Here is a 17,749-nt window from a genome sequence, read left to right on the forward strand (position 1 = left end):
CTGGTAACACTTGCACCACCGAGCAACGCGCCTGGTGTGATTTAGTCACGGCTGCGCACTTTGGACCGCGCAAGACTCCACACAGGCATTCATGAAAAATACGCACGAGGGACCTCTGGCCACGCAGGGCGCAGAGGCAGTAGAGGAAAAACCCGTCTCCACCGAGCAACAAGACGCTACCAGCAGAAGCCCTGCCCCGCTGCTGGCCACACTTTTTGCCTCAACTGCCCTTGCAGCATGCGGAGGCGGAGACGGCGGAGGCCAATCCCCCGTCTACACGCCCGTGACACTGCCGCCCGCTGCGGGAACACCGTCCCCCGGCGTCATGCCCCCCCCGGCACCATCTCCCACACCCGCCCCTGCGCCAAGTCAAGGCCCCGCGCCTTCTCCAGCGCCGGGGCCTTCCCCTGCACCCAGCGCTCCTCCAGGCAATTACGCCTACCCCGCAGCCACCACCGACCAGGAAGCCGCGCGCTTCCTGCTGCAAGCGCAGTTCTCCGCCTCCACGGCCGAGATTGCAGCCCTGCGCTCCACCACCTATGCCGACTGGCTCAGCAGCCAGTTCAGCGGCCCCACCAGCCAGACAGGCTGGGACTGGCTGAACCAGCGGGGCTACGCGGCCATCAGCGACAGCACGGCCTACTACGACAACTCCTACCCGGCGGACTACATGATCTGGAAGCAGCTCATGACCTCCCCCGACGGCCTGCGCAAGCGGGTGGCCCTGGCGCTGTCCGAAATCTGCGTGGTCTCGCTCACCGGGGTGGACATCACCTGGCGCTGCCATGCCATGGCCTGGTACTGGGACCAGCTGGTCAGCAACGCGTTTGGCAACTACCGCTCGGTGCTGGAAAACGTCACGCTGAACGCGGCCATGGGCTACTACCTCAACACCCGGGGCAACCAGAAGGAAAACGCGGCCACCGGCCGCCAGCCGGACGAGAACTACGCCCGCGAAATCATGCAGCTGATGTCCATCGGGCTGGTAGCGCTCAACCCCGATGGCACGGCCAAAAAGGACGGCGCGGGCAAACCCATCGACAGCTACACGATGGACGATGTGACCAACCTCGCACGGGTGTTCACCGGCTACGACTACGACCAGACGCAGAACGTGCCGACCACCGTACCGGGCACGTCGCGGGTAGTGTCCAACACCACGTTTGCGCGCCTGCCCATGGCGCTCAACGCATCGCGCCACTCCACCCTGGCGGCCACGTTCCTCGGCACGACGGTGCCGGCCAACACGCCCGGGGCGGCGGCGCTCCAGATGGCGCTGGACACCCTCTTCAACCACCCCAACGTGGGCCCGTTCATCGGCAAGCAGCTCATCCAGCGCCTGGTGACTAGCAACCCCTCGCCCGCCTACGTGGCGCGCGTGACGGCGGCCTTCAACAACAACGGGGCGGGGGTGCGGGGTGACCTGCGCGCTGTGGTCCAGGCCATCCTGCTGGACGACGAGGCCCGCTCGCCCGCCGGCCTCAGCCAGCCTGGTTTCGGCAAGCTGCGCGAGCCCATGCTGCGCTTCGTGCAGTGGGGCCGCACCTTCGGGCTGAACTCGGCCCAGGGCAGCTGGAAAATCGGCGACCTGACCGACCCTGGCTCCCGCCTGGGGCAAAGCCCGCTGCGCTCGCCCTCGGTGTTCAACTTCTTCCGCCCGGGGTATGTCCCCCCATCCACCGCGCTGGCGGCCACCGGGGCCGTAGCGCCCGAGTTCCAGCTGGTCAACGAAAGCAGCGTGGGCGGCTACCTCAATTACATGCAAGGCGTGATCCGCAATGGCATTTTTGTGACCGCACCCGACCAGCCCAACAGTGGCAGCAACGCCAACAACGGCTACGACATCAAGGCCACCTACGCCAACGAACTGGCCATCGTGGCCGATGCCGATGCCCTGGTCGCACGCATCAACCTGCTGATGTGTGCAGGCCAGCTCTCGGCGGCCACGGTCAAGCTCATCTCCGATGCGCTGAAGGCCACGGCCGTCACCGCGACCAGCCCGGACAGCGCCAAGCTGGACCGCGTGGCGGCCGCCGTCTTCCTGGTGATGGCCTCGGCCGAGTACCTCATTCAAAAGTAAGCCCCGTCCGCTCCGCCGACAGAACCCAAGAAGCCCAGCCATGCACTTGCTTCAACCCGAACTCCACACGCGCCGCGCCTTCCTGCGCCGCTCCACCCAACTGGGCCTGGCGGGCACCGCCCTGCCCTTTGCCCTGAACCTGGCCGCCATGGGCGAGGCTGCTGCCTTCACCGCCACCGACTACAAGGCCCTGGTCTGCGTCTTCCTGTATGGCGGCAACGACTACGCCAATAGCGTGGTCACCTACGACGACGACAGCTACAACCGCTACAACACCATCCGGGGTGGCGGCTCGGGCCAGACAGCGGGGGGCATCGCGCTGGCCAAGGCCGACCTCACCCCCACGCTGCTCGCACCCACCACCGCCCTGCCCGGAGGCCGCCAGTACGCGCTGCACCCGGCCATGACGGGGCTCGCAGGCCTGTTCAACAGTGGCAAGGCTGCCGTGCAACTGAATGTGGGCCCACTGGTCGTCCCCCTGACCCGCACCCAGTACAACAGCGCCAATCGCACCACCTACCCCATCCCGCCCAAGCTGTTTTCCCACAACGACCAGCAATCGGTGTGGCAGTCGTCGTCGCCCGAAGGCTCCACCGTGGGCTGGGGCGGCAACATCGGCGACCTGGCGCTGTCGTCCAATGGCAACTCGCTGTTCACCTGCATCTCTGTCACGGGCAATGCAGTGTTTCTGTCGGGCGACTCGGCCCTGCAATACCAGGTCAGCACCAACGGCGCCGTGGCCATCAATGGCGTGAAAAACAACGTCTACGGCTCCTCGGCTGTGCGCACTGCCCTCACTTCGCTCATCCAGCGAGGCAGCACGCAGACGCTGGAAAACGAGTACACCCGGGTCACCACCCGCGCCGTCACGGCCGAAAGCCAGATCACCAGCGGCCTGTCCGCCGTCACGCTGGCCACCCCCTTCCCCAGCAACAACTCGCTGGCCAACCAGATGAAGATGGTGGCGCGCCTCATCGGGGCGCGCTCGGCGCTGGGCAGCAAGCGCCAGGTGTTCATGGTGTCGCTGGGCGGCTTCGACCTGCACGACAACCTGATCTCGCAGCAACCCGTGCTCATGCAGCGCGTGAGCGAGGCCATGACCGCGTTCTACAACGCCACCGTCGAGCTGGGCGTGGCCGACAAGGTCACCGCGTTCACGGCCTCGGACTTCGGCCGCACGCTCAGCTCCAACGGCGACGGATCGGACCACGGCTGGGGTGGCCACCACCTCATGGTGGGCGGCGCCGTCAAGGGCAAAGCGTTCTACGGCAAGGCGCCCCCGGTGAGCATCACCAACAACACGGGCGACCCCAACGACCAGTGGCATGTGGGCCAGGGCCGCCTGCTGCCCAGCACCTCGGTGGACCAGTACGCCGCCACCCTGGCCAGCTGGTTTGGCGTGAGCAACAGCGAACTCGCGGGCGTGCTGCCCAACCTGAGCCACTTTGGCGGGGCCGACTACCCCACCAACCTGGGCTTCATGGCCTGAATGGCCTGACCACAGGGCACGCAGCAGCGTGCCCTGCCTCCCCACCGCCCCGAACCCCACCTCTGCGGCGGAGCAGGCGCGGCAGCCCCAATAATGGCAGCATGACAACGCCCTCCGCCCCCAGCGAACACACCCCGCAACGCCCCCGCATCGTCATCATCGGCTGCGGCTTTGGCGGCCTCGAAGCGGCCCGGGCACTGCAGGGTGCGGCGGTGGACGTGACCCTGGTGGACAAGACCAACCACCACCTTTTCCAGCCCCTGCTCTACCAGGTGGCCACGGCCGGGCTGTCGGCCCCGGCGATTGCGGCGCCCATCCGCCACCTGTTTCGCCGCCAGTCCAATGTGACCACCTTGCTGGGCGAGGTCACATGCATCGATGTGGCCCGGCGCGACGTGTACCTCACCGACGGAAGCCACCTCCCCTACGACCACCTCATCGTCGCCGCAGGCGCCACCCACAGCTACTTCGGCCGCGACGACTGGGCGGCCTATGCCCCCGGCCTCAAGACCCTGGACGACGCGTTCGAGATCCGCCGCCGCGTGCTGCTGGCCTTCGAAGCCGCCGAGAAAGAGCCCGACCCGGCGCGCCGCGCCGACTGGCTCAACTTTGTGGTCGTGGGCGCAGGCCCCACGGGCGTGGAGATGGCGGGCACCTTGGCCGAGATCGCGCGCCACACGCTGCCCGGCGAGTTCCGCCACATCGATCCGGCCAGCGCAAAAATCATCCTGCTCGAAGGCAGCGCCCGTGTGCTGCAGGCCATGCCCGAGGCTCTGAGCCAGCGCGCCAAGGAACAGCTCGAGAAACTGGGCGTGGACGTTCGCCTGAACGCCCGCGTCACGGCCATCGACGCGCAGGGTTTGAGGGTCGAATCGGCCTCTCCCGCTCAATCATCAAGCCCCAATAGCTATCAAATAAATAGCAAATGCATCGTCTGGGCCGCGGGTGTGGCCGCCTCCCCCTTGGGCCGCCACCTGGCCGAGGCCACCGACGCCACCACCGACCGCGCAGGCCGCGTGGTGGTTGAGCCCGATCTGGCCCTGCCCGGCCACCCCGAGATCAGCGTGATCGGCGACCTGGCTGCTGCCAAAAGCCACAGGCCCGGCCACGAACCCACCCCCGTGCCCGGCGTGTCGCCCGGCGCCAAGCAGATGGGCCGCGCAACGGCCGCCAACATCCTGCGCCGACTGGCCGGGCAGCCCACCCAGCCGTTTCGTTACCGCGACTACGGCAACCTGGCCACCATCGGCCGCAACTCGGCCGTGGTGGACCTCACCTCGCCCGCCGGGCCGGTGCGGTTTTCAGGCTACTTTGCCTGGCTGTTCTGGCTGTTTGCGCACGTGTATTTCCTCATCGGCTTTCGCAACCGCCTGGTGGTGCTGCTAGACTGGGCCTGGGCGTACTGGAGCTTTGCGCGCTATGCACGGGTGGTGACGGAGATCGAGGGGGGACCGCACCAGCCTCCCGCCCCCTCTTCGGCAAAGCCGCCCGGCTGAGCCCCCGACCTACCGCCCCACCTGCTCCACCCACTCCGCCAGCTCCTGCGCCACACGGCCCGAGGCCTCGGCCAGTGCCGCCACACCACCCGCCGCATCCGCAGAGCGTGCGGGCTGCTGGGCGATGAACACGCGCTGGCCGCGCAGGGATTCGCCTGCCGGGGTCAGTTCGACCACGGTGGCGCGCAGGCGCACCACGCCGCTGCTCTCGGTGGGGCGGGTGAACAGGTGGCTGAATTCCTCCAGCTCCACGCGCAGCACCAGCGGCAGCTTGCCGCCCTGGGCCGGGTCGCGGGCCTGGGCGGCGCCGTCGTCGGCTTTCAGGATGGCGCGGCGCTGGCCCAGCTGTTCGCGCAGGCGCTGCTGCACCAGCTGGGCGGGCGGCTGGCTCCAGCGGGCCTGGCTGTAGGGGCGCAGCTGCTGGCCGTCGGCATAGGCCAGGCGGTAGAGCACGGCGTTGCTGCCCTCGGGCAGGCCGGTGGCCTCCACGTCGGCCAGGGCCAGCGGCGGCAAGGGCGCACGGCGGTCGGTGGGCGCCGGGGCCACGGCGCCGGGGCCAAAGTCGTACAGCGCCGGGCGCGCGGGTGGGGCGGGCAGGGCCGAGCAGCCCGCCAGAATCAAGCAAAAAATGCCGCTTGCGCTTGCTGCATATGACCGTTTAGCTATTTTTTTCATAGTACCCATCCATTTCTCAGTGACCCATGCCACGCCTGCCTAGCCGTCATCGCGCGCAACGGGCGCGGCACATCCCAGTGCACCCGTGGAACTGGCTTCGCCAGGCCACCGGGTGCGTCCCCCTCCCGAAGGAAAGGGGCTGAGGGCCGCGGCTCCAAGCCTGCCTGCGCAGGCTTGGACGGCCCCGAAGGGCTGCCTCCTCTGGTGGCTGCACGGAGGCGCCGCAGGCGACCCAGGGGGTGCTTCATCTCAAGGCGCAAACCCGGCCTCGCCCGGGCCGGGCGGGACACGGCCCGAGCCGTAGATGAACAGCTGCGGGTTGTCAGTGATGCCCCCGGCCGCGCGCCCCAGCTGGCGGGCGGCGCGCGAGGTGTCGTCGGCGGCTCGGTTCACGCGGGGCAGCGTGGTGTTGCTGAACTGGTCGGCCGCGCGGGCCAGTGACTGAGTACCGAGGGTGATCTGGTCAATGGCGCCGCCTTCGGCGTTGAGGCGCTGGGTGGTCTTGCCCAGATCTGCCGCCAGGGCCGACACCCCGGCGCCCGCCTGCTGCAGTGACTGCAGGGTCTGGCGCGCTTCGCTGGCCAGAGGCGGCAGCGCGGCCAGGGCCGGGTCCAGGCGCTGGGTCACAGTGACATCCAGCCGCTGAGTCAGGGTGTTGACGCTGCCCGCAGCCTGGCCAATGTTCGACAGCGCCTCCGTGAGTTTTTGCTGGTTGCCATCACCCAGCAGCTGGTTGATGCGGCGCGTGGCCTCTTCCACCTGGGTGAGGATGGCGGGGGCCTGCTCGGCCAGCTTGCCAAAGGGCGAGGGCTTGAGTGGCAGGCGCGGCAGGCCGCTGGGGCCAGGGGGCAGTTCGGGGTAGGGCTTTTCGGCGTCGTCGAGCAGGACATGGGCCAGCCCCGTGACGCCCTGGTAGCCCAGCACCGCAAAGGTGGTGGGGCTGATGGGCGCCTGCTCGTTCACGGCGATGCGGATCAGCACATTGCCGGTGACCTGCGGGTCAAAGCCGATGCGGGTGACCTTGCCCACGGCCACGCCTTTGTAGCGCACGGCGGCCTGGGGCTGCAGGCCGCTCACGCCGTCGCGGGTGGAGAGTTCGTACAGCTCGTAGTTGGCGTTGTCGCGGGTGAGCCAGACGGCCAGGCCCGCCAGCATGGCGGCCACCACCAGCACAAAGATGCCTGCAGCGAGGGCGTGGGATTTGTTTTCCATCAGCGGGGGTCCTTTGCGGGCGTGGGCGCGACGGCGGGCTCCACGGGTTGCACCGGGGCCATGGCACGCTGGCCACGTTCGCCCAGGAAGAAATGTTCGATGAACGGGTGCCTGAAATGCGCCACCTCGTGGGGCGGGCCGGTGACGATGACCTTTTTATCGGCCAGCACGGCCACGCGGGTGCTGAGCGCAAACAGCGTATCCAGGTCGTGCGTGACCATCACCACCGTCAGCCCCAATGCCGCGCGCAGCTCGCGCAGCAGGGCACAGAAATCGTCGGAGCTGCTCGGGTCGAGCCCCGCCGTGGGCTCGTCGAGCAACAGCAGCGGCGGGTCCATGATGAGCGCGCGCGCCAGCGACACGCGCTTGACCATGCCGCCCGACAGGTCGGCCGGCATGCGCGTGGCGTGCTCGGGCTTGAGGCCGACCATCTGCAGCTTGACCAGGGCGGCATCGCGCACCAGCTCATCGGGCAAGGTGCCCTGCTCGCGCAGCGCAAAGGCCACGTTGTCGAGCACGTTGAAGGCAGAGAACAGCGCGCCATGCTGGAACAGCATGCCCACCCGGCTGGCCGCGCCCTCGCGCCCCATCTCCGACGCGGGGCGGCCCAGCACCGTGACGCTGCCGCGCGCAGGCCGGGCCAGGCCCAGGATCTGGCGCAGCAGCACCGTCTTGCCCGTGCCCGAGCCCCCCACCAGCGACAGCATCTCTCCACGCTGCACGCTGAAGTTCAGGTCCTGGTGCACGGTGAAGGTTTCGCTGCCCTTGCCAAACTGCGACCACAGGCCACGCACGTCCACAATGGGCGGCTCGTGCGCGGCGACGGGGATGTGCTCGGGAAGCGCGGTACGGGCCGTCATCATCAGATACCAATGTTTTTGAAGGCGACCGCAAACAGTGCGTCCACGATGATCACCATGGTGATGGACGACACCACCGAGGCCGTCGTGCCCTCGCCCAGGCTTTGTGTATTGGGCTTGACGCGCAGGCCCCAGTGGCAGCCGATGAGGGCGATGAACGCCCCAAACACCACCGACTTGGCCATGGCCAGCCCGAGGTTGCCGATCTTCACTGCGGCAGGCAGCGCCTGCACAAAGTACGCGGGCGAGATGTCCATGGCCAGGTCGGCCGCGAGCATCCCCCCGGCCAGCGCGGCCAGCGTGGTCCACACGCTGATGAGCGGCATGGCCAGCGCCAGCGCCAGCGTGCGTGGCATCACCAGCCGGAAACCATGCGGGATGCCCATCACGCGCATGGCGTCCAGCTCTTCGGTCACGCGCATCACGCCGATCTGCGCCGTGATGGCCGAGCCCGAACGCCCTGCCACCAGGATGGCAGCGAGCATCGGGCCCAGCTCGCGGATCAGGGAAATGCCCAGGATGTTGACGATGAAGGACTCGGCGCCAAACTGCCGCAGCTGCAGGCTCATGAGGTAGGCCAGCACCACACCGATCAAAAAACCCACCAGCGCCGTGATGGGCAGCGCCGTGGCGCCCATGCGGTACAGGTGGCCGGACACATCGCGCCACGGCCCCTTGCGCGGGGCGCGCGCCAGGCGCACGAGGTCCAGCACCAGCTGGCCCACCATCTCCAGCAGGTGGCGGGCATGGTCAACGCCATGCAGCACCAGCACGCCCAGGTGGTCAATCTGGTCGCCCAGGCGCCAGGGCTCGGGCGGGGGGGCCATGCAGGTGAACTGCGCCACGCGCGACAGCATGGTGCGCTGGCCCTCGGTGCAGGCCAGCTGCGCGGGCCAGGCATGCTGCCAGTGGTTCCACAGCAGCTGCGCGCCCACATGGTCCAGCCACTGCAGCTCCCGCAAGTCCCAGCCCAGGGCAGGCTCTGCCGGGCAGCCGCGCAACTGCTCGGACACGGCCTCCCACTGCGACTCGGAACCCAGCTCGGCCGCGCCCCAGCGCCCGCGCAGCTGCGCACATGGCCCCTGGGGCGTCTCGGTGCGAACAATGCGGGGGGTGTGGTCGGTCATGGGCCGGGCTGCGCAAGCAGCCAGAGGTAGGTGACAGTCAAGAAGCAGCAAGGAAGAGGGTGCATGGTAGCGGACCCCACCCTGCCCGCCCCACCGGGCAAGCGGGCGCCAAGCACAGGCCAGCCCCGATGGCATGTAATTATTATCAAAACAGGGCCCAGCGCGCTACCAGCAAACCCCAACAGCTACCAAATATGTAGCAACCCGCACACACCCTATCGACAGGGCTTGGGCGATCCGCACAATGGCCCACCGTTACAACCCCCTCATTGCCCGCCCCTTCACCCATGAGCGACACCACGTTTGACACCATCATCATCGGCGGGGGCACGGCCGGTGCCCTGCTCGCCAACCGCCTGAGCGCCGACGGCCGCCACCGCGTGCTGCTGATCGAGGCGGGCCGCAAGGACGACTACCACTGGATCCACATCCCCGTGGGCTACCTGTACTGCATCGGCAACCCGCGCACCGACTGGCTCTACAACACCGAACCCGACGCGGGCCTGAACGGCCGCACCCTGCGCTACCCGCGCGGCAAGACGCTGGGCGGCTGCAGCAGCATCAACGGCATGATCTACATGCGCGGCCAGGCGCGCGACTACGACCAGTGGGCCGAGCTGACCGGCGACGCCAGCTGGCGCTGGGACAACGCCCTGCCCTACTTCCGCCGCCACGAAGACCACTGGCGCCTGGACCAGCCCGGGGGTGTGAACGAAAATTTCAAACGCCTGCACGGCAACAAGGCCACCGGCAGCACCGGCGAGTGGCGGGTGGAAAAACAGCGCCTGCGCTGGGACGTGCTCGACGCCTTTGCCCACGCCGCGCAGCAGGCCGGCATCCCCGCCACCGACGACTTCAACAGCGGCAGCAACGAAGGCGTGGGCTACTTCGAGGTCAACCAGAAGAGCGGCTGGCGCTGGAACACCGCCAAGGCCTTTTTGCGGCCCACCTGCTATGGCCGCCCCAACTTCGAGATGTGGACCAGTGCACAGGCCTCCAAGCTCATACTCGAAACCCAGCCCGACGGCAGCCAGCGCTGCACCGGTGTGCTGGTGTGGGACGGCCAGGAGATGGTCACCGCCCGCGCCACGGGCGAGGTGATCCTGAGCGCGGGCGCGGTCAACTCGCCCCAGCTGCTGCAGCTGTCGGGCATCGGACCCGCCGCATTGCTGCGCCAGCACGGCGTGGAGGTGAAGGTGGACTTGCCCGGTGTGGGCGCCAACCTGCAGGACCACCTGCAGATCCGTGCGGTGTTCAAGGTGCAGGGCGTGCAGACGCTCAACACCATGGCCAACTCGCTGGTGGGCAAGGCCAAGATCGGGCTCGAATACGCCCTCAAGCGCAGCGGGCCCATGAGCATGGCGCCCTCGCAGCTGGGCGCGTTCACCCGCAGCAGCCCTGATCAGCCCTATCCCAACATCGAATACCACGTGCAGCCGCTGTCGCTGGATGCGTTTGGCGAGCCGCTGCACAGCTTCCCGGCCTTCACGGCCAGCGTGTGCAACCTCAACCCCACCAGCCGGGGCACGGTGAACATCAAGAGCGCCGACTTCAAGGCCGCCCCCGCCATTGCGCCCAACTACCTCAGCACGCCCGAAGACCGCCAGGTGGCGGCCGACAGCTTGCGTGTGACGCGCCGCATCGTGGCCCAGCCCGCGCTGGCCAAGTACCAGCCGCAAGAGTGGAAGCCCGGCGTGCAGTTTGAAAGCGACGAAGACCTGGCACGCCTGGCGGGCGACATTGCCACCACCATCTTCCACCCCGTCGGCACCACCAAGATGGGCCGCGACGGCGACCCGATGGCCGTGCTGGATGCGCAACTGCGCGTGCGCGATGGGCGCGGCGGCGTGGTGGCCGGCCTGCGCGTGGTGGATGCAGGCGCCATGCCCACCATCACCAGCGGCAACACCAACTCGCCCACGCTGATGATGGCGGAGAAGGCGGCGGAGTGGCTCATCGCGGCGCGGAGAGCATGACGCTCAAGGAGTCCTGCCAGCCCGGTCAGCGGATACCACCCACGTAGCGCGGCACTTCGGGCGGCGGTGGGGCCGGCAGAGGTGGTGGTGCCATGCGCTGGCGCACCGCCTGTGTGGCCACGTCCAGCAAAGGCGTGCGCGCCGTGGGCGCCGGCGCCTGGTGCACGGCATGATCGAGCCGGTCGGCCCACTCGGCGAGTTCGGGCGCGTTGTCCTCCTGCGCACGCAGACGCGCGAAGCGCACGATCTCCAGCGCGTACTCGGCGTTCGCCGCCATCCATTCGGTGTCGGTCACGCGCCCGGTCTTGCGGCGCAGCAGCACGTGCAGATGGGCGGCAATGGCAAGCTTGTCGGGATCGGGCATGTTCGGCTCCTTACGGCATTTCAGTCATCCAGGGCGCGGTGGTCAGTTCCCTAAGTGTTCGCGGTGCTGGGCGATGTCGAGCCCGGTCTGCTCGCTCTGTTCGTCCACCCGCAGGCCCATCGCAAAGTTGACCAGCCACAGCAGCGCGGCCGTCACCACCAGGCTGTAGGCCATCACGGCGCCCACGCCGATGGCCTGGGTGAGCAGGCTGCCCGGCACACCACCCACCGTGCGGCTGGCGAGCACACCCGTGAGCAGCGAGCCCACGATGCCGCCAATGCCATGCACGCCAAACACGTCGAGCGAGTCGTCCACCCGCAGCAGCCGCTTGAGCCCCGTGGCGCCCCAGTAGCAGGCCAGCCCGGCCACGAGGCCAATCACGACGGCCGAGCGCAGCGTGACAAAACCGGCGGCGGGTGTGATGGCCACCAGCCCCGCCACCAGGCCAGAGCACAGCCCCAGCAGCGACGGGCGTCCACGCACCACCCACTCACCCAGCATCCACGCCAGCGCTCCAGCCGCTGCGGCCAGGTGCGTCACCGCCATGGCCAGCCCGGCGCGGCCGTCGGCCGCCACGGCCGAGCCCGCATTGAACCCAAACCAGCCCACCCACAACAGGCCCGCGCCCGCCATGGTGAGCCCCAGGCTGTAGGGCTCGAAGGGCTCACGGCCGTAGCCTGTGCGGCGGCCCAGGAACCACGCACACACCAGCCCGGCCACGCCCGCGTTCACGTGCACCACCGAGCCGCCCGCGAAGTCGAGCGCGCCCATCTGCGCCAGCCAGCCACCGGGCTCCCACACCCAGTGCGCCACCGGGGCGTAGACCACCAGGGTCCACAGGCCGATGAAAACCAGCATGGCCGAAAACCGCATGCGCTCCACCAGCGCCCCCACCAGCAGCGCGGCAGTGATGATGGCAAACGTGAGCTGAAACATGGCGTACACCGACTCAGGGATGTGGGGCGCCACATGGCTCACGGCAAGCTTGCCGCCCGCCAGGTCAAAGTCCAGCCCTGCAAAGCCCGCGCGTTCCCAGCCCCCCAGCCAGGCATTGCCGGGCGTGAAGGCGAGGGAGTACCCCGCCGCAAACCACAGCAGGCTGACCAGTGCCGCAATCGCCACCACGCTGGCCATGGTGTTGAGCACGTTCTTCTTGCGCACCATGCCTGCGTAGAACAGCGCAATGCCCGGCAGAGTCATGAGGAGCACCAGCGCGGTGGAGGTCATCATCCAGCCGGTGTGGGCGGCATTCACGGTGTCCTGCGCGACCAGGGATGGCCGCGTAAGCGCCACTACTGCCGCTGCCGGGGCCGCGCCACCGGCAACCGCCTCAGGCGGGCTCTGCGCCAGCGCGCTGGCATACAGCCCCAGGCACAACCCAACTACCGCCACGAACCGGTGCAAGACTCCCCGCATGAAGGCTCCCTTTCGCAATTTGTTACAGCGCGTTGCACGAGCCATGCCAACCGATGCCGCCCGATTCCGGACCACAGCCCGGCCGCACGCCCAACAAAGGGGGGCGGGAAACCCCCAATGCACCAGCAGGGTGCAGCCGTTACAGTCACGGCACTCGAAAGCGCGCTTCGGTGTGCCAAGCGAGGGGCCCGAGGAGACACACTTTCTACCAACAACCAAATTCAAAGCACCCAACGAGGTGCAACACTTTCCAGGCGCTGGCGATCCCAGCGCCTTTTTCTTGCCCGCCCGAAAAGTGATCTGGGTGCCCCGCACGTCCGCTCAGTCCTGAATTGATAGCACTCCAGGTGGGAAAATAGAGCCATGGAATGGATTCTGATGACCCTGGCCTCGCTGCTCGCAGGCTTTGTGGATGCGATCGTGGGGGGTGGTGGCCTGGTGATGGTGCCCGCGCTGTTTGCAGCGTTTCCTGGGGCGCCACCGGCCACCCTGCTGGGCACCAACAAGGCGGCGTCGGTGTGGGGCACGGCCATGGCCACCTGGCAGTACAGCCGCCGGGTGCAGATCCGCTGGCAGGCCATGCTGCCCGCAGCGGCGGCCGGTTTTGTAGGGTCGTTTGCGGGCGCCTGGGCCGTCACGGTGATCTCGGCCGACTTCCTGCGCAAGCTGCTGCCCCTGGTGCTGCTGGCCGTGCTGGTCTACACCCTGGCCAAAAAGGAACTGGGGCGGCACCACACCCCGCGTTTTGCCGGTCGCACCGAGGTGCTGGTGGCGGGCCTGATCGGCGTGCTCATCGGGTTTTATGACGGCTTCTTCGGCCCGGGCACCGGCAGCTTCTTCGTGTTCCTGTTCGTGCGGCTGCTGGGCTACGACTTCCTGAACGCCTCGGCCTCGGCCAAGCTGCTCAACTGCGCCACCAACATCGCCGCCATCGTGCTGTTTGCGGCGAAGGGCCACGTGTGGTGGCACTTTGCCGTGACGCTGGCCGCGGCCAACGTGGTGGGCAGCCTGCTGGGCACACACATGGCGCTCAAGCATGGCACGGGCTTTGTGCGCGGCATCTTCATCCTGGTGGTGAGCACGCTGATCCTGAAGACGGGCTACGACGCGTTCTTGCGCTGACACCGGGCCCGAAAACTGCTCCTGAAAGTTTGGGAGCCCCGTCTAAACCTGTTGTGAATAGGCACACAAGCGCCCGCTGGGGGTTGTCCGCAGTGTCAAGGAAAAAATTCGCATCTTTATAATCGTGTCCATTTGATGACGGCAGGCTTCGCCATTGGCGATGACCCTGCTCTTGTTCCCCGAGCCTCCGGCCTGCTTACCCGCATGCCGGATTTTTTGTACCTGAAATACCCCGTACAGGACCCATCCCATGAAATTGTTCAAGGCTGTCGCCACCGCCCTCGCGCTTTGCGCCGCATTCGCCGCCCAGGCCCGGACACTGGACGAGGTGAAGAAGGACGGCAAGATCCTCATCGCCACCGAAGGGCAGTTCGCCCCGTTCAATTTCTTCAACGGCACCACGCTGACCGGCTTTGAAGTGGAAGTGGCCGAACTCGTGGCCAAGAAGATGGGCCTGACCATCCAGTGGAAGACGCTGGGCTTCGACGCCCTGCTGACCGGCCTGCGCCAGGACCGCTGGGACTTGGTGATCGCCTCGCACGGCATCACCGAAGAGCGCGCCAAGGCCGTGACCTTCACCGAGCCCCACTACTGCTCGGGCGGCATGATCATCGCCATGGACCCCGCCATCAAGGGCGCCAAGGACCTGGCCGGCAAGATCGTGGCCGTGCAGACCGGCACCAGCTACCTCGAGAACGTGCAGAAGGTCTCGTCCATCAAGGAAATGAAGAACTTCCCCACCGACGTGGACGCCCGCAGCGCCCTGAACTCGCGCCGCGTGGACGCCTGGGTGACCGACCGCTTTGTGGCCAAGGCCGTGGCCGAGAAGAACCCCGGCGCGGGCTTCAAGCTGGGCGACATGCTGTTCATCGAACGCATCGCCGCCGCCGTGGCCAAGGGCAACAGCTCGCTGGCCGCTGGCTGGAACAAGGCCCTGGCCGAAGTCATGGCCGATGGCAGCTACGCCGCACTGTCCAAGAAATATTTCAACGAAGACGTGCGCTGCCAGTAAGCGGCACGCCCGGGATATTTCTTCATGCTCACTGCCTTTTGGCCGCAGCGCTGGTCCCGCCAGCAGCGCAGCAACGCCACGCTGGTCTCCGCCGTCATCCTGATGGTGCTGGCGCTGGCGCTGCTGGGCCAGCTGCTCTCCTTCCTGCCCGAGCCCATTGGCTCCAACGCCCAGGCTTTTTCTGACGGCGCGCGCACCACGCTGTGGCTCACGCTGATCAGCGGCAGCGTCGGCCTGGTGCTGGGCACCGGCGCGGCCCTGGCCCGCACCGCACGCTGGGCGGTGGTGCGCTGGGCAGCCAGCTTCTACATCTGGGTCATCCGGGGCACGCCCCTCCTGGTGCAGATCCTGTTTGTGTACTTCGCGCTGCCGGTGCTGGTGCCGGGTCTGAATTTGCCCGACTTTGCCGCCGCCGTGCTGGCCCTGGGCCTGAACGTGGGCGCCTACAACGCCGAGGCCATCCGCGCCGGGCTGCTGGCCGTGCCGCGTGGCCAGACTGAGGCCGCCAAGGCCCTGGGCCTCGGGCGCATGCATGTCTTTTTTGACGTGGTGTTCCCCCAGGCGTTCAAGATCTCGCTGCCGCCGCTGGTGAGCAACTTTGTGGCGCTGCTCAAGGACTCGTCGCTGGCCTACGCGATTGGCGTGGTGGAGCTGACCAACGTGGGCAACCGCATCCAGTCGGCCACCTTCCAGCCCATTGCCACGCTCTCCACCGTGGCCATCACCTACCTGCTGCTGACCACGCTGGTCACGCAGATCTCGAACGCGGTGGAATACCGCTTCGACGTGGAAGGCCGCAACAAATGATGACGGGCCAAGCCACTCCTTTCATCGTCGTGGACCGGGTCTGCAAGTCGTTCGGCGCCCACCAGGTGCTCAAGGACGTCTCGACCACCTTCAACACCGGCGAAGTGACCGTGATCATCGGCGCCTCGGGCTCGGGCAAGAGCACCTTGCTGCGCGCCATCAACCGGCTGGAGCCCCACGACAGCGGCACCATCACCATCGGCGGCGAGCCGGTGGGCGACGACCATCACCTGCTGCAAAAGCAGCGCAGCGAGGTCGGCATGGTGTTCCAGCAGTTCAACCTGTTCGGCCACATGAGCGTGCTGGACAACGTGACCCTGGCGCCGCGCCGCATCCGCCACACGCAGCGCGCACAGGCCAACGAGCAGGCCATGGCGCTGCTGCGCCGCGTGGGCATGCAGGACCACGCCCACAAGTACCCCTGGCAGCTCTCGGGCGGCCAGCAGCAGCGGGTTGCCATTGCACGCGCGCTGGCCATGGCGCCCAAGGTGATGCTGTTTGACGAACCCACCTCGGCCCTGGACCCCGAAATGGTGCAGGAGGTGCTGGACGTGATGCGCGAGCTGGCCCGCGGCGGCATGACCATGATCGTGGTGACGCACGAAATGGGTTTTGCGCGCGAGGTGTCCGACCGCGTGATGTTCTTCGACCAAGGCCGCATCGCGCACGACGCCCCCCCTGCCGAGTTCTTCAACAACCCCGCCAACGACCGCATCCGCGCCTTCATCGGCCGCATGGGGGCCTGAGATCCAGGTCCATGCGCACCGAATAACAAAAGCCAACAACCCCTACCGGAGTGACCATGAAACTGAACCACACGTTCCTCGCCCTGATGGCCGCCGGCCTGTGCAGCCTGCCACCCGCAGCCTTTGCCCAGACCGCCAAGGATTTCGAAGACATGCGCAATGAGCTGAAGGCCCTGCGCGCCGAGCTGAACGCGCTCAAGGCCCAGGCACCGGTTGCAGCGCCCGCCGCGTCGGCATCGGGCTGGAACGACCGCATCGAAGCGGTGGAACTCAAGCAGAAGGACGCTGTGGTGCTGGGCGACATCCCTGGCAGCTTCCGCCTGCCGGGCAGCGAAACCTCGATCCGCATCTATGGCTTTGCCGAAGCCAACATGGTCAAGGACTTCAAGGGCACCGCCCCGGGCGACACCTTCACCAACCTGATGGAGCAGCCCCTGGGCAGCTCCAAGAGCGGCAAGACCAGCCTGACCGCGCAGACCTCGCGCTTTGGTTTCGAGACCTCCACGCCCACCGCCGTGGGCACCTTCAACACCAAGATCGAAGCCGACTTTTATGCCTACTGCGGCGCCGAGTGCAACCGCAACCGCCTGCGCCTGCGCCATGCCTACGGCGAATACGCGGGCTGGCTGATCGGCCAGACCTGGTCCACCTTCATGGACACGGACAACCTGCCTGAGACCGTGGACTTCAACGGCCCGCCCGGCGCCACGTTCCGCCGCCCCACGCAGATCCGCTACACCTACAACAACCCCAGCTCGGCCAAGTTCCAGTTCGCCGTGGAAGAGCCCACCGACGGCGCACGCAGCCCCAACCTGGTGGCCCGCGTGGACAAGGCCTATGACTGGGGCAACGTGAACGCCCGCCTGCTGTCGCACGAGCAACGCGTCTCGGGCGTGTCCAAGCGCGGCACCGGCTTTGGCCTGGGCGCGGGCTACAAGATCACCGGCACCACCACACTGATGGCGCAGTACACGCGCCTGGACGGTGATGGCGACGGCGCCTACCTGGTGGGCACCAACTACCCGGTGCTGGACGGCGGCACGGTGCGCCTGGACAAGTCGCACGGCCTGGTGCTGGGCCTGTCCAACGTGTTCAGCGAAAAGCTGCGCGGCACCGTATCGCTGGGCCTGGTTCGCTCGCGCAACCACCTGGGCGACGCCTACGTGAACGCCTATGGCGCCGAAGGCAACCACAAACTCTACCAATGGCATGCCGGCATGTACTACCTGCCGATCAAGAACGTGGAACTGGGCGGCGAGTTGATCGGTGGCCGCCGCACCACGTTCGACGGCCAGCAGGGCGACATGCTGCGCCTGAATCTGCAGGCCCGTTATCTCTTCAACTAAGCCTTCGCCCCGTTGAAGCAG

Annotated in this window: 15 protein-coding genes; 9 read left to right on the top strand and 6 right to left on the bottom strand. The window is 67.5% G+C overall.

The features are described 5' to 3' along the window. Positions 1–91 precede the first annotated feature (91 nt). The 3 genes from AC07Z7_RS03880 to AC07Z7_RS03890 all read left to right on the top strand — a co-directional run bounded on the left by AC07Z7_RS03880 (position 92) and on the right by AC07Z7_RS03890 (position 5,065). On the top strand, positions 92–2,080 hold the full coding sequence (locus AC07Z7_RS03880) for a DUF1800 domain-containing protein (protein ID WP_494765370.1): 1,989 nt from the start codon (positions 92–94) through the stop codon (positions 2,078–2,080). 40 nt (positions 2,081–2,120) lie between these two features. Next, a complete protein-coding gene (locus tag AC07Z7_RS03885; RefSeq protein WP_494765371.1) occupies positions 2,121–3,569 on the top strand; it encodes a DUF1501 domain-containing protein in 1,449 nt (482 codons plus the stop codon). Positions 3,570–3,670: 101 nt separating this feature from the next. After that, positions 3,671–5,065 (top strand): NAD(P)/FAD-dependent oxidoreductase, encoded by a 1,395-nt coding sequence (locus tag AC07Z7_RS03890; RefSeq protein WP_494765372.1) that lies wholly within the window; start codon positions 3,671–3,673, stop codon positions 5,063–5,065. Between the two features lie 9 nt (positions 5,066–5,074). On the opposite strand, the gene AC07Z7_RS03895 is transcribed toward AC07Z7_RS03890, so the two are convergent. The 4 genes from AC07Z7_RS03895 to AC07Z7_RS03910 form a co-directional block, all read right to left on the bottom strand. Beyond that, positions 5,075–5,749 (bottom strand): ABC-type transport auxiliary lipoprotein family protein, encoded by a 675-nt coding sequence (locus tag AC07Z7_RS03895; protein ID WP_494765373.1) that lies wholly within the window; start codon positions 5,747–5,749, stop codon positions 5,075–5,077. A gap of 240 nt (positions 5,750–5,989) precedes the next feature. Next, complete coding sequence (locus tag AC07Z7_RS03900) at positions 5,990–6,952, bottom strand: MlaD family protein (protein ID WP_494765374.1); 963 nt, start codon at positions 6,950–6,952, stop codon at positions 5,990–5,992. Further along, positions 6,952–7,812 carry an ABC transporter ATP-binding protein gene (locus tag AC07Z7_RS03905; RefSeq protein ID WP_494765375.1) on the bottom strand — a complete coding sequence of 287 codons (861 nt, stop codon included), beginning with the start codon at positions 7,810–7,812 and terminating at the stop codon, positions 6,952–6,954. The genes AC07Z7_RS03900 and AC07Z7_RS03905 overlap by 1 nt, the downstream gene beginning before the upstream one ends. A gap of 2 nt (positions 7,813–7,814) precedes the next feature. Further along, the gene (locus tag AC07Z7_RS03910; protein WP_252660274.1) at positions 7,815–8,939 is read right to left on the bottom strand and encodes an MlaE family ABC transporter permease; all 1,125 of its coding nucleotides are present in this window, start codon (positions 8,937–8,939) and stop codon (positions 7,815–7,817) included. 287 nt (positions 8,940–9,226) lie between these two features. Here AC07Z7_RS03910 and AC07Z7_RS03915 point away from each other — a divergent pair, with 287 nt between their 5' ends. Then, positions 9,227–10,915 (top strand): GMC family oxidoreductase, encoded by a 1,689-nt coding sequence (locus AC07Z7_RS03915; protein ID WP_494765376.1) that lies wholly within the window; start codon positions 9,227–9,229, stop codon positions 10,913–10,915. Between the two features lie 25 nt (positions 10,916–10,940). Here the strand turns inward: AC07Z7_RS03915 and AC07Z7_RS03920 are convergent, their stop codons facing one another. Further along, positions 10,941–11,279 (bottom strand): hypothetical protein, encoded by a 339-nt coding sequence (locus AC07Z7_RS03920; protein ID WP_494765377.1) that lies wholly within the window; start codon positions 11,277–11,279, stop codon positions 10,941–10,943. A gap of 42 nt (positions 11,280–11,321) precedes the next feature. Beyond that, positions 11,322–12,695 carry an ammonium transporter gene (locus AC07Z7_RS03925; protein ID WP_494765378.1) on the bottom strand — a complete coding sequence of 458 codons (1,374 nt, stop codon included), beginning with the start codon at positions 12,693–12,695 and terminating at the stop codon, positions 11,322–11,324. Positions 12,696–13,058: 363 nt separating this feature from the next. Between AC07Z7_RS03925 and AC07Z7_RS03930 the strand changes: the two genes are divergently transcribed. The 5 genes from AC07Z7_RS03930 to AC07Z7_RS03950 all read left to right on the top strand — a co-directional run bounded on the left by AC07Z7_RS03930 (position 13,059) and on the right by AC07Z7_RS03950 (position 17,728). Next, entirely contained in the window at positions 13,059–13,817 is a 759-nt protein-coding gene (locus tag AC07Z7_RS03930; RefSeq protein WP_494765379.1) for a sulfite exporter TauE/SafE family protein, read from the top strand. A gap of 250 nt (positions 13,818–14,067) precedes the next feature. Beyond that, positions 14,068–14,829, top strand: coding sequence for an ABC transporter substrate-binding protein (locus tag AC07Z7_RS03935; protein WP_094290159.1), 762 nt, complete (start codon positions 14,068–14,070; stop codon positions 14,827–14,829). A gap of 24 nt (positions 14,830–14,853) precedes the next feature. Then, positions 14,854–15,636, top strand: coding sequence for an amino acid ABC transporter permease (locus AC07Z7_RS03940; RefSeq protein ID WP_063460968.1), 783 nt, complete (start codon positions 14,854–14,856; stop codon positions 15,634–15,636). Further along, the gene (locus AC07Z7_RS03945; RefSeq protein ID WP_494765442.1) at positions 15,636–16,382 is read left to right on the top strand and encodes an amino acid ABC transporter ATP-binding protein; all 747 of its coding nucleotides are present in this window, start codon (positions 15,636–15,638) and stop codon (positions 16,380–16,382) included. Before AC07Z7_RS03940 ends, AC07Z7_RS03945 begins: the two co-directional genes overlap by 1 nt. Positions 16,383–16,438: 56 nt before the next feature. Next, complete coding sequence (locus AC07Z7_RS03950; protein ID WP_494765380.1) at positions 16,439–17,728, top strand: DcaP family trimeric outer membrane transporter; 1,290 nt, start codon at positions 16,439–16,441, stop codon at positions 17,726–17,728. The last annotated feature ends 21 nt before the right edge of the window (positions 17,729–17,749 follow it).

It is taken from the genome of Acidovorax sp. GW101-11A03, from assembly GCF_059424825.1.